Raw genomic sequence first — 12215 nt, forward strand, 5'->3', positions numbered from 1 at the left:
CGTGCTCGAACTCACCATGGCCTCGGTGTCCGAGGCGGACGCCGGGGCGACGGCCGGAATGCAGATGGCCGACGCGCCCAGCGAGCCGGGCGCCATGCTCAGGGTGGGCCGGGACCGGGCGGTGTGCCGTCTCGCGACGCCGGACGACTGGCTGTTCGTGTCCCGCGTTCACCTGGAGTTCCTGTGCGGCCCCGACGGCACGTGGCAGGTGACCTGGCTGCACGGCACCCACGCCGACCCCTCCTCCGAGGTCCGGCTGGCCCTCCTCGGCCACCCGCCCCAGCCCCTCCCGTACGGCGGTACGGCGAAGGTCCCGGCGGGCGGCTCCGGCGAGCTCGTCATCCTCGACCGCACGGCCCCGCGCAGCGTCAACGTGGGTTTCTACCACGAGCCCTGAGCAGCAGAAGCCCCGCCAGGACCTCAGTTCAGCACCCGGGCCAGTGCGAAGCCGTCGTAGCCCTTGCTGCCCACCGTCTGGATCGCCGTGCCGGTCAACCTGGGGTGCGCGGCGATGAGTTCGATGGCGGCCCGAGTGCCCTGGACGTCCGGCTCGGTGCTGTCGGCGTCGGCGACGCGGCCGCCCCGTACGACGTTGTCGACGATGATGACGCCGCCGGCGCGGGTGAGCCTCACGGCCCACTCGACGTAGTGCGGATTGTTCGCCTTGTCGGCGTCGATGAAGACCAGGTCGAACGGCTCGGGGTTCTCGTCGGTCAGCTTGGGCAGCGACTCCAGGGCCGGGCCCACCCGTACGTCGACGAGCGCGTCCAGCCCGGCGCGCGCGATGTTGCGGCCCGCGACCTCGGCGTGCCGGGCGCTGTACTCCAGGGAGATCAGCCGGCCGTCGGCGGGCAGGGCGCGGGCCAGCCAGATGGTGCTGTAGCCGCCGAGGGTGCCGATCTCCAGGATGCGGCGGGCACCCTGGATCTGGGCCAGGAGCTGGAGGAACTTGCCCTGGTTGGCGGTGACGTTGGCCTGCGGGAGCTCGGCGGCGTCGCTGTCGCGCAACGCGGCCTCCAGGGGTTCGTCGTTCGGGGAGAGGTGGGTGATGAAGTAGTCGTCGACGTCGTCCCAGGCCCGCGACTCACTCATGAAGCCATGCCTCCTGCGCTCTTCGTGTGGCTAGTTAGGTCAGCTAACTAGCTGCCCTAACGAATCCTAGGCGCAGCCCGGGGCCCGTGCCAGCGATTCCGCACGGGCCGCCGCTGGTTTCAGTCCTTCGGGCCGGACGCCTCGTCCGACCCCTGAGGGTGCCCGCCCTGCGGATACGCACCCTGCGGATACGCACCCGGCGGGTACCCATCCGGCGGGTACCCGCCCGGCGGCGGGTATCCCCCCTGCGGAGCCTGCGCATACCCCACCGGCACCGGCGGCGGCTGCTTCCGCGCGTTCCGCCGGAGCACGATCGCGACGGCCACCCCCTTGATCACCAGTACGGCGAAGCCGATGCCGAAGGAGAACAGCCAGCCGGGGATTCCGCCCACGGTCCACATCTCGTCCACGTAGATGACCTCTCGGTAGGGTTCGTCGGTTTCCGTCTGCCGCAGGGTGTGATCGCCGGAGATCCGCGACGGCTGCGGGAAGTTCTGGTCGACGGCGGTGAGGTAGTCCGTGCCCGCGTCGGTGAGCGCGCCGAGCGTGCCGTACTGCACGCCGATGCGTCCGGCGAACCTCACCTCCGGGGCCTCCCCGCCGATCGTCGAGCTGGGCTCCATACGGTGCTCGGCGAGGACGTACAGGCTGAGGGCCTGCGGTGTGGCAGCCAGCTGCGACAGGCGCATCGGGTACACCAGTTCGTCGCTGGCGAAGGTGAGGTGCAGTGGGTCGAGGGTGCCGCTGAGCGGGATGTCCGTGCCGGTGTCCTCCGGCGCCAGCTTGATCGCCACGTACTCCCACCCCTGCTCGACGTACGGCTGGAGCGCCGTGTCCAGACGGTCGGAGAGCTCGAAGCCGTTCTCGTCGAGCCAGTCGCCGAGGGCGCCGGAGTCCGTGGCGGTCAGCCGGGCCACATCGAACGGACCGAGCCGCTCGCGGCCCACGACACCCACCGAACCCTCGCCCGGCGCGGCCCCCGCGCCGTCGCTCTCCATGATGTCGAACGGCCAGTCGCTCGACCGCGGCCAGAAGTACTCCCGCTTCCGGTACTCGGGAGCGGTCTCCTCGGCGAGCTGGTCGAAGAGGGCCGCGTCACCGAGCTCGACCGTCGCCCGGTTCGGCACCGGCATGACCCAGGCGGCCGTCCGGGTGTCGCCGGCGACCGTCAGCCGCATCACGATCTGTTCCTCGCGGCCGTCCCAGCGCACGATCGACGTCTCGCGGTTCACATACACGTTCCGCTGCGCGTCCGGCAGCATCGCGCCACACCCACAGGCGTACGCCGGTGCCACGAGCGACGCCAGCTGGAAACCCAGCAGTGCCAGGACGACCACCCACAACCGCCGCCCACGCCCCCGTACAAGACCGTCGGTCCCCATCCCCCGGTGCTCCTCCTACTGTGTAAACGCGTGCCGATGGCCATGCTCCCAGGTGTTTGTCCGTGCCCCGTCACAGCCGTACCAGTGATGTGCATCTGTGATCCGCGTCCGTGATCCGCGGCGAGCACTCCCGCCATGCCCCCCAGATGGCCGGCCACGTACCGCGGACTATTGTCATCCGGACAAAACAGGGGCGACTCTCAGGTAAAGAGGGGGTTGCCCGCGTCTCACCAGCGGGGACAGTGCGAGCCTTCTGGACGGGACATCGACGGGGTGGGAGGGCAACGGGGCGTGGCGAACGCGGAGCAGAGCAGACCGGGCGGTGCCGTGGGAACGGGCCTGGTGGCCGCACGACTGGGAGCGGTACGGGCGGTGCTGTGGCTGGTCGCCGGAGTCCTGGCCCTGCGGCAGCTCGCGGTCGTGCTGAACACGCCCAAGGGTGAGCGGCTGACGGATCTGGAGACCTGGGTCGGGCCCGAGGGCGTGCTGCACGTCCCGGGCTCGCTGTACGACTCGACGAAGTTCACCGGTACGCCCTTCAGCGGCCTCGTCCTCAAACCTCTCAGCCGAATGGCTGAACAGGCCCTCGGCTGGGGCTGGACCTTCGGCACTCTCCTGCTGGTCGTCGCCCTGGGCCTGGTCGCCGCCCGCGCCCTGCCCCAGCCCGTCACCCGGCGCAGCACCCTGCTCGCGGCCCCCGTCGCGGTCACCCTGCTGATGCTGTCGCTGCCGGTGCGCAACACCCTCTACCTCGGCCAGACCAGCATCATCCCCGTCCTGCTGGTCCTCGCGGGCTGTTTCGCGGTCCGGGGCGAGCGCACCAGCGGGGTCCTCATAGGGCTCGCCGCCGCCCTCCAGCCGACCGTGCTGCTCTTCGTGCCGCTGCTGTGGTTCACCGGCCGCAAGCAGGCCGCCGCGTCCACCGGCGTCACGTTCGCCGGCGTCACCGCGCTCACCTGGGCCGCGATGCCGCACGACTCGTACACCTACTGGGTGCACCACCTCGCGGGCGTCGGCCTCGGCGGCCGGGCGGACGACCTCGCCAACCAGTCCCTGCACGGCGCCCTGCTCCGACTCGGGCTGACCGGGCCCCTGGAGATCGTGCTCTTCTTCGCCCTCGCGGCCGCGGTCGCCGTGTTCGGCATACGGCGGGCCATCCACTACGCCCGCGACGGACAGCTGCTGCTCGCCGTCGCGATCACCGGCTGTGTCGTGGTCGCCGTCTCCCCGACGTCCTGGAAGCACCAGCTGCTGTGGGTGCTGCTCGCGGTCGTCGGCCGGGTCGGCACCAAGGCCTCCGGCCGGTACGTGTGGCCGGTCGCCGTCGTCCTGGTGATGACGCTGCCCGCGAAGATGATGGTGCCGAACATGGGTGTCCTGCACCCGCTGCGCGACAACGTCGTCCTGCTGGCCGCCCTCGCCGCCGCCCTCGCCGTCCCGTTCCTCTCCCGCACCTCGGAGTACTACCGGACGCCGATCCCCACCGAGTACGCCCCGAAGGCCGAGACCCGCTTCAGCTGGGCCCCGCTGCTGCGCCGGGTCGCCACCCGCCCCAACCTGCTCCTCGAACTCCTCCTGATCCGCGTCACCTACGCCGCCTACCAGCGCACCCGTCTGGAAGCCACCGGCAGCCGGGCCGCCGCCGAGGAGCACGCGTCACAGATCCTCGCCGCCGAGAAGGCCCTGTTCATCGACATCGAGCACTGGTTCAACCACGCGGTCGTCCAGGTCGACTGGCTGCGGGCCTTCTTCGACTTCTACTACACGTCGTTCCACTTCGTCGTCCCGCTCAGCGTCCTCGGCATCCTCTACTGGCGCCGCCCCGCCGACTACCGCTGGGCCCGCACCACCATCGGCTTCACCACGGTCCTCGCCCTCTTCGGCTTCTTCTTCTACCCCCTGGCCCCGCCGCGCCTGATGCCCGACCTCGGCATCATCGACACCATCCACGGCGTCCAGGACTTCTCCAAGCCGGACTACGGCAAGCTGACCGAACTCACCAACCAGTACGCCGCGATGCCGTCCCTCCACTTCGGCTGGTCCCTGTGGTGCGGGCTCACGATCGCGCTGGTCGCGCCCAAGGTGTGGATGAAGGTACTGGGCTTGATGCACCCGACCTTCACGGTCGTGGCGATCGTGGCGACGGGCAACCACTGGATCCTGGACGCGGTGGGAGGCGCGGCGGTGGTAGGGGGCGGCTTCGCGCTGACGTACATCCTGACAGGGCCAAGGACCACCGCGCCCCTTAAGGGGCGCGGGGCGGGACATGATGCGGCTCCGCCGCGGGGGCGCGAGCAACCACAACCAACCAGCACCCAGCAACCGGCAGCAGTCGAACGGCGCTGACCTGAAGCTAAGCCCCTTCAGGGGAGAGGTCGTGGGCGAAGCCCGGCGCGTAGAGGTTCCGCGCGCGGAGGGCGTCCCCCGTGCCGTACTGGGTGCACAGGTCCCGGAACTGCCGCGTCGCGGCCGCCCGCGCGTCGGCCGACGACGCCTCGGCGGCGGTCAGATCCGTCCTCGCCGTCTTCGCGCGGTTCGCAGCCGCTGTCATGCGGGTTTCCTTGCCGCTCGTTTCCGCGTTCCTGACCTCCTTGACCGCCTTGTCGTGCGCCTTCGTGGCCTCGGCCAGCTTGGCAGCCGCGGCGGCCAGTTTCCTGGCCGTTCCCTTGACCTCGCCGATCAATTCAGGGGCGAGTCCCTTGGCGCTGTCCCCGCTGGTCAGGTAGGCGTCGATGTTCGCGAGGTCCTCATCGGCGAAGCCCTTGCGCAGCGAGCCGCCACGAGGGTCCCCGGACGTCTTCTTGAGGTGTGCGTAGTCTTCCTTCTCCTGCTTCTCCGGGTTGTGCCAGTCGGCATGCTTCTGCGCGCCCGTCTGGTCCTTCTCCGGGAGTGACTTCTGGTACCTGCCGGAGCGGGTCGGCGGCTCTCCGACCGGGAGGCGTTCGTACCCCGGTGCCTGTCCGCGGGCGCTCGTCTCGGTGGTGCCGTCGGCCGCGTGCCACGCCTCCATGCGGCTGCCGCCGATGCTGTTCGGCTCCTCCATGTACCTGACGTTGAAGCCCAGCAGGGCCATCGCCTCCAGGTTCCCGCTGCGGAAGCCCAGATGGCGGGCGGTTCCGGCGCGGTTCAGGTAGTCGAACACCAGGAACTGGCCGGTGCGTGTGTCCCCGCCCCACTCCTTGACGGTCGAGTCCTGCCAGAAGGCGGTGAGGTCGACCACCTTGGACTTGAAGTCCGGCACCTTCACATCCTGACCGGCCCCCGTCCGCTCCTCGTTGTTGTAGCCGGCCGCGATCGACCCGTATTTTCCCGTCGGCCGCGACTTGGGCGCGGGGTCACCCACGATCAGCACCAGGTCCACGCTGTTGAGGCCCGCGATGATCTGAGCCATGCCGACGTAGCTGGAATCGTGCTCGATGTGGACCTCGTTGTTCTTGCCGCTGAACCTGGACCAGAGGATGGCGACCGTCTTTCCCTCGGCGTCCACCCCCTTGCCCTTCAGCCAATCCTTGACCTTGGTGTCCTTCGTGTGCCCGGCCGCGCCGTCCTCCTCCAGCCCCCAGCCGGCTCGGACTTTCTTCCGCATGTCGTCGCTGAACTCTTGGGCGACGGTCTGTGTCGCGCCACCGACAGCGATGAGCTTCTTGTCGACGTCCTTCGGCCCCGCCTGGGGGAAATCCGCCATGTACTGTGCCGCAGCCGCCTTCTTCACGGTCGTCCCCGAGGCTGGGACCAGGCGCACCCGGCTGTCGTCGATTCCGGATTCGTAGTAGAACTGCGCGATCTTCTGGGCTGCCTGCTCCTCCTTCTCCGTGAAGGTGATGTAGACGCGCCTCGTCACGTCCTGCATGAGCATCGCGGCGATCGCGAACTGGTCTCCGGAGGCGTAGCCCGGCTGGAAGACCGCCAAAGGAAACGCCGACGTGGCGGCCTCCGTACGCTGGACAGCCGCCGGCCGGGAGCCGCCGGGTGCCTCGGCGTGCTCGGCGTGCCGGTCCGCCGACTGCCGCTGCACCGCCGCCGGCGCCGGATCGCGCAGCGCCCTCGTGGCGTTGGCCTCGGCCTCCCGCTCGAACCGGTCCGAAGGATCGGAGATCCGCAGCCCCGACCCGTTGTCGGTGCCGGCGACAGGCCCCTGGCGCTGTTGGATGACATGGGTCAACTCGTGGGCGAGGGTGTGCCGGTCAGCTCCGCCGTCGCCGATGACGACATGGCTTCCGGAGGTGTAGGCGCGAGCCCCCACCGCCGCCGCCGAGGCCCTCGCCGCACCGTCGTCGTGAACGCGGACGTCGGAGAAGTCGGCGCCGAGGCGTGCCTCCATGTCGGTACGGGTGGCGTCGTCGAGCGGCCGGCCGCCGCCGCGGAGGACGTCATGGACGGCGGACCGCTGCACCTGGGCCTCCGCCACCTCGTGGCCGCAGCCGGCACCGTGCTCGTGCCGCTCCCGCGCCCCGGGGTGGCCCGCCTCGCGGAGCAGTTGTACGACGGCCGCGTTCCCGGCGCTGCCCTGCAGGGCGAGGATCCGCTGGAGCGGCGTGCTGCCGCCGCCGGCCCGAGGGCGGGCCGGTGTCCGTCCGGTGTCGGTGCCGGACTTGCGGGCGTTGTCCTGAGCGCGCACGGGGCCTCTTCCGGTGTGGGACGCGATCCTTCCTGCATACGGGACAGACCGGTGGCGTGACCAGGGACTCGAGGGCAACGTCGGGCGACCGAACGGGCATGTGTGGTCCAGCGGTGCGGTGCGGTGAGGTGCCGTCAGGCGGTGGTCACCTGGAGGTGCTTCACCCCGTTGATCCAGGCGGAGCGCAGCCGGTTCGGTTCGCCGGCGAGCTTGAGCTCCGGCATCGCGTCGGCGACCGCGTTGAAGATCAGGTCGATCTCCAGGACGGCCAGGGACTTGCCGAGGCAGAAGTGCGGGCCTCCGCCGCCGAAGCCGAGGTGGGGGTTGGGGTCGCGGGTGATGTCGAAGGTGTCGGGGTCGTCGAAGACCTCGGGGTCGTGGTTGGCGGAGGCGTAGAAGACGCCGACACGATCCCCCTTCTTGATCAGTTTGCCGCCGAGTTCGGTGTCCTGGGTGGCGGTGCGCTGGAAGGAGTTGACCGGGGTGGCCCAGCGGACGATCTCCTCGGCGGCCGTCGCCGGGCGCTCGCGCTTGTAGCGGTCCCACTGGTCGGGGTGGGTGAGGAAGGCGTGCATGCCGTGCGTGATGGCGTTGCGCGTGGTCTCGTTGCCCGCGACCGCCAGCATCAGCACGAAGAAGCCGAACTCGTCCGAGGCCAGGTTGCCCTCGTCCTCGGCGGCCACCAGCGTGCTGACGATGTCCTTCGCCGGGCACTGCTTGCGGTCGGCGGCCATGTTCATGGCGTACGAGATGAGTTCCATGGCCGACTGCTGGCCGATCTCCTCGGTGATGGCGTACTCCGGGTCGTCGTACGAGATCATCCGGTTCGACCACTCGAAGATCTTGATGCGGTCCTCCTGCGGGATGCCGATCAGCTCCGCTATGGCTTGCAGCGGCAGTTCGCAGGCGACCTGGGTGACGAAGTCGAACGGGCCCGACTGGGCGAGGGCCTGCTCGGCGATGTTCAGGGCGCGGTTGCGCAGGTTGTCCTCCAGGGCGCGGATGGCCCGCGGCGTGAACACGCGCTGCACGATCTGGCGGACCCGGGTGTGCTCCGGCGGATCCATGTTCAGCAGGATCAGCCGCTGCGCGTCGATGGCGTCACGCTCGATGTGCTCGTTGAACCGGATGATCGCCGTGTTCAGGTACGAGGAGAACAACTCCGGATGCGTGGACACGAACTTGACGTCCGCGTGCCGGGTGACGGCCCAGTAGCCCTCGTCCTCGAAGCCCGCGATGCCGGGCGCCTGCGGGACCCAGTGGACCGGTTCCGTACGGCGCAGTTCGGCGAACTCGGGGAGGGGCACGCGGTGGTGCAGCAGGTCGGGGTCGGTGAAGTCGAACCCGTCGGGCAGCGCTGGACAGGGCATCGGCAACTCCTGACGGAGCATCAGCAATGGGGAATTGCGCCGACCGTAGTAACGGGTTCTAGAAGTAGCAAGGGGCATGAGCGCCTCAATTGCCGCACGCCCCTTGCGGCAACGGAGCCGCCGTCAGCAGACTGCTGTACAGAACTAGAACGCGTACCAGTTCCATGGTTGGTTCAGTTCAGTTCCGTGGTTCCGGAGGAAAGGACCCGCACCCATGCCCGCCGAACCCGTGATCGTCGAAGCCGTACGGACCCCCATCGGCAAGCGCGGCGGCGCGCTCGCCAACCTGCACCCCGCCTATCTCCTCGGCGAGACCTACCGTGAGCTGCTGGGCCGCACCGGTATCCCCGCCGACTGCGTCGAGCAGATCGTCGGCGGTACGGTCACCCACGCCGGCGAACAGTCCATGAACCCCGCGCGCACCGCCTGGCTCACCATGGGCCTGCCGTACGAGACGGCCGCGACGACCGTCGACTGCCAGTGCGGCTCCTCCCAGCAGGCCTCGCACATGGTGGCCAACATGATCGCGGCGGGCGTCATCGACGTGGGCATCTCCTGCGGCGTCGAGGCGATGTCCCGGGTGCCGCTGGGGTCGGGCTCCAAGCATGGGCCCGGGAAGCCGTTCCCCGACGAGTGGAACGTCGACCTCCCGAACCAGTTCGAGGCGGCCGAGCGGATTGCCAAGCACCGGGGCCTGACCCGAGAGAGCGTTGATTCGCTGGGTGTGCTGTCGCAGGAACGGGCGGCCGTGGCGTGGGCCGAGGAGCGCTTCAAGAAGGAGACGTTCGCGGTCCAGGTTCCGACGACGGAGGACGAGCAGCGGGCCGGGCAGGGTATGTGGCGGCTGGTGGACAGGGATGAAGGGCTGCGCGATACGTCGATGGAGGCGCTGGCCCGGCTGAAGCCGATCATGCCGACGGCCGTCCATACGGCGGGCAACTCGTCCCAGATCAGCGACGGTTCGGCCGCGATCATGTGGGCGTCGAAACGGATGGCCCGGGCGTTGAAGCTTCGGCCTCGGGCACGGGTTGTCGCCCAGGCGCTGGTGGGCGCCGATCCGCACTTCCACTTGGATGGGCCGATCGATGCGACGAAGGCGGTGCTGGGGAAGGCCGGGATGTCGTTGAAGGACATCGACCTCGTCGAAATCAACGAGGCGTTCGCGTCGGTGGTGTTGAGCTGGGCGCAGGTCTTCGAGCAGGACCTGGCGAAGGTCAACGTGAATGGTGGTGCGATCGCCCTGGGGCACCCCGTGGGGGCGACCGGGGCGCGGCTCATCACCACCGCTCTGCATGAACTGGAGTGCCTGGACAAGGAGTTCGCCCTGGTGACGATGTGCGCGGGGGGTGGACTCGCCACCGGGACGATCATTCAGCGGCTGTAGCCTGGCGGGATGAGGACGCGCAACCTGAGCTTCGGTTTGTACGCGGACGAGGAGGGGCTGGCCTGGGTCAGGGGACTCGTCGCGGAGGCCGTGGCCGCCCGCAGGGCCCGGCTCGTCGGCGACGCCGTTCTACGCGCCTTCCCCGACAGCGGGTTGACGACCGCGGACGCCTACGACTATCTCGCGGACCAGTGGGCCTGGGAAAACCCCGGCCAGAGCAGCGGTACACGGGAGTCGGTCGAACTGCGCGTCCAGCTGGCGTGTTCCCTGCGCACGTGGCGGGCGATCCGCAAGACGGTGATCAACACGTTGTGCCCGGCAGGCATGGGACCCCATACCTGCCGGGTGCCGTGGTGCGTGGGGTGAGCGGTGGTGCTCCGCTAGTTTGCCGCCGTCCAGTTGAGGAACGCGGTGAAGGCGGCGGGGGTAAGGGTGAGGTGGGGGCCGGTGGGGGTCTTGGAGTCGCGGATGGCGATGGTGGTGGCGGGGGTTTCGGCCATCTCTACGCAGGAGCCGCCTTGGTCGCCGCTGTACGACGACTTACGCCAGGCCAGAGGACCGAGCGGCGCGCACTCGACGCAGGAGCCGTCCGTGTCTCCGCTGTAGCTCGACTTACGCCACTGAGGCCCCGTCGGAATCGCGTTGTTCCCCATAGCGTTTCTCCATTACTCGCCGGATCAACCCCGCCGAATCCTTGAGGGAAAGCGCGGCGGCCCGTAGATGATCGTAACGGAGCGAACAGTCCTTGACGGTGTCCGGGTTCGCGGTGGGATGCCCGCTGCCGTACCCCTCGGTATAGACGATGGCTGGGTCACTCGCGAAGTGGAAGAAGTCGAACGAGCCTTGCATCCCCGAGTGTGCCCCGGCCGAAAACGGCAGGATCTGGACGTTGATCCGGGGATTGTCTTCGAACGCCAACAGGCGAGCCAGTTGGCCCCGCATCACCTCCGGGCCGCCGATCTCCTGACAGAGCGCTGCCTCGCTGATGACGGCCCAGAAGACCGGTGGTTCCTCTTTCTCGAAGATGCGCTGACGGCCCAGCCGCACGGCGGTGCGGTCGTCGAGGTCGGACTTGTGCAGGGCGCCGAGAACGGAATGCGCGTAGGTCTCGGTTTGCAGGAGTCCGTGGATCAGGTGCGTGTGGAATGTACAGATGTCGATCGCCCGAGCCTCAAGCTCGGCCACCTGCCTGAACCAGGCCGGAAGTTGACTGCGAAGCACCAGGTCAACCAGCCGAGTGAACAGCCCATCCGTCCCCAGAGCCGCATCCACCCGCTCGCTGAACTCAGGCGTCGGAACCTTCCTCGCGGTTTCGACCTGTCCAATCAGCGAGCCGGTGTAGTTGATGATGGCGCCGAGCTGTTTCTGTGTGAGCCCGGCGGCCTCACGTAGGCGCCGCAACTCGTAGCCGTAGTAGTCGAGCGGCGAGGCGCCGGGGTCGAGGGCGTTGATGTGGTGGATCACGTACGGTCCCCTCTCGCGCAACTCGGTCCACAGCGGGACCGGTTGTATCCGTTCTGTGGCCGAGAGTAGTGGGCGCACGTCAGGCTCGTGGTGTGAACAAGCCGATTCCTCCGCTTATCCCCCCGTCGCTGCTCCCCGGCCCGCCCCCCGGAGCCGTCCACCCACTACCGCATGAGTTTCACGGTGGGTGAGCACTCGGCCCGGCATGTCCGGCGGATCGTCGCGCTTCACCTGCTGCGCTGGCGCATGGTCGAGCTGATGGACCCCGCGAAGCTGGCGGTGACGGAGCTGCTCTCCAACGTCGTACGCCATGTCCCGGACCGGCACTGTGAGTTGGTGATCCGGCGGCAGACAGGCGGTGTGCGGGTGGAGGTGACGGACGGCTGCCCGGAGCTTCCGCTGCCGTGCGTGCCCGACTTCGAGAAGGAGACCGGGCGCGGGCTCGTCCTGCTCGACGCGGCGGTCGGCGAGTGGGGGGTGGAGCCGCGGAGTGAGGGTGGCAAGACCGTGTGGTTCGAGTGCTGGGTCGGCGCGGGGAGGGAGTTTTCCGGGTGAGTGCGGGGGCTGAGTATCCGTACTCAGGCCCGGCCCGCTGCTCGCGGCAACACTGTGTACATGAGGCCAATGTCCAGGGAAGACAACCGTGTTGGCCGCGTTCGGCGGCGCTCCCGCGTCCGTGACGGCGTGGCAACGGCGGTGCTGTGCGCGCTCGCTCTCACCGCCTGCGGCACCGAACAGGCCGATGACGGGAAGGCGGACGCCGGAGCCGATGGCCGGGTCGCGGTCGAGTCGGCCGCGCCTTCCCGCGCCACGTCGGACGACGTGGAGTTCCTGGAGTTCATCTGGGTCCTCCGTGGATACTCCGGTGTTTACGCCGGAGAGGAAACGGACTCCTGTAGAGCAGG

General features: G+C 69.1%; 11 protein-coding genes and 1 pseudogene. 6 read left to right on the top strand and 6 right to left on the bottom strand.

All coding sequences use genetic code 11. The annotated features are described in order from the left end of the window. Position 1: 1 nt before the first annotated feature. On the top strand, positions 2–397 hold the full coding sequence (locus tag F3T56_RS14455) for a hypothetical protein (RefSeq protein ID WP_149825574.1): 396 nt from the start codon (positions 2–4) through the stop codon (positions 395–397). Positions 398–420: 23 nt separating this feature from the next. Here the strand turns inward: F3T56_RS14455 and F3T56_RS14460 are convergent, their stop codons facing one another. Together F3T56_RS14460 and F3T56_RS14465 are read right to left on the bottom strand one after the other, a co-directional pair. Beyond that, complete coding sequence (locus tag F3T56_RS14460) at positions 421–1092, bottom strand: O-methyltransferase (RefSeq protein WP_149825575.1); 672 nt, start codon at positions 1090–1092, stop codon at positions 421–423. A 119-nt stretch (positions 1093–1211) separates the two neighbouring features. After that, a complete protein-coding gene (locus F3T56_RS14465) occupies positions 1212–2474 on the bottom strand; it encodes a DUF2330 domain-containing protein (protein WP_149825576.1) in 1263 nt (420 codons plus the stop codon). A 291-nt stretch (positions 2475–2765) separates the two neighbouring features. Between F3T56_RS14465 and F3T56_RS14470 the strand changes: the two genes are divergently transcribed. Then, complete coding sequence (locus F3T56_RS14470) at positions 2766–4820, top strand: bifunctional glycosyltransferase 87/phosphatase PAP2 family protein (RefSeq protein WP_149825577.1); 2055 nt, start codon at positions 2766–2768, stop codon at positions 4818–4820. A gap of 7 nt (positions 4821–4827) precedes the next feature. On the opposite strand, the gene F3T56_RS47760 is transcribed toward F3T56_RS14470, so the two are convergent. Together F3T56_RS47760 and F3T56_RS14480 are read right to left on the bottom strand one after the other, a co-directional pair. Continuing rightward, the gene (locus F3T56_RS47760; RefSeq protein WP_425473571.1) at positions 4828–7092 is read right to left on the bottom strand and encodes an eCIS core domain-containing protein; all 2265 of its coding nucleotides are present in this window, start codon (positions 7090–7092) and stop codon (positions 4828–4830) included. Between the two features lie 134 nt (positions 7093–7226). After that, entirely contained in the window at positions 7227–8462 is a 1236-nt protein-coding gene (locus F3T56_RS14480; RefSeq protein WP_149825578.1) for a cytochrome P450, read from the bottom strand. 214 nt (positions 8463–8676) lie between these two features. Here F3T56_RS14480 and F3T56_RS14485 point away from each other — a divergent pair, with 214 nt between their 5' ends. Next, positions 8677–9846 (top strand): steroid 3-ketoacyl-CoA thiolase, encoded by a 1170-nt coding sequence (locus F3T56_RS14485; RefSeq protein WP_149825579.1) that lies wholly within the window; start codon positions 8677–8679, stop codon positions 9844–9846. Positions 9847–9855: 9 nt separating this feature from the next. Further along, positions 9856–10212, top strand: a complete 357-nt coding sequence (locus F3T56_RS14490; protein WP_149825580.1) for a hypothetical protein — start codon at positions 9856–9858, stop codon at positions 10210–10212. A gap of 14 nt (positions 10213–10226) precedes the next feature. Here F3T56_RS14490 and F3T56_RS14495 read toward each other — a convergent pair whose 3' ends face one another. Together F3T56_RS14495 and F3T56_RS14500 are read right to left on the bottom strand one after the other, a co-directional pair. After that, positions 10227–10499 carry a DUF397 domain-containing protein gene (locus F3T56_RS14495; protein ID WP_149825581.1) on the bottom strand — a complete coding sequence of 91 codons (273 nt, stop codon included), beginning with the start codon at positions 10497–10499 and terminating at the stop codon, positions 10227–10229. Beyond that, positions 10459–11307, bottom strand: coding sequence for a helix-turn-helix domain-containing protein (locus F3T56_RS14500; RefSeq protein WP_149825606.1), 849 nt, complete (start codon positions 11305–11307; stop codon positions 10459–10461). Before F3T56_RS14500 ends, F3T56_RS14495 begins: the two co-directional genes overlap by 41 nt. Positions 11308–11481: 174 nt before the next feature. On the opposite strand from F3T56_RS14500, the gene F3T56_RS14505 reads away from it, so the two are divergent. Beyond that, positions 11482–11865 carry an ATP-binding protein gene (locus F3T56_RS14505; RefSeq protein WP_149825582.1) on the top strand — a complete coding sequence of 128 codons (384 nt, stop codon included), beginning with the start codon at positions 11482–11484 and terminating at the stop codon, positions 11863–11865. Positions 11866–11994: 129 nt separating this feature from the next. Continuing rightward, positions 11995–12215 (top strand): annotated as a pseudogene (locus F3T56_RS14510) (hypothetical protein); the annotation flags it as partial.

This window comes from Streptomyces tailanensis, assembly GCF_008386495.1.
Taxonomy (GTDB): domain Bacteria; phylum Actinomycetota; class Actinomycetes; order Streptomycetales; family Streptomycetaceae; genus Streptomyces; species Streptomyces tailanensis.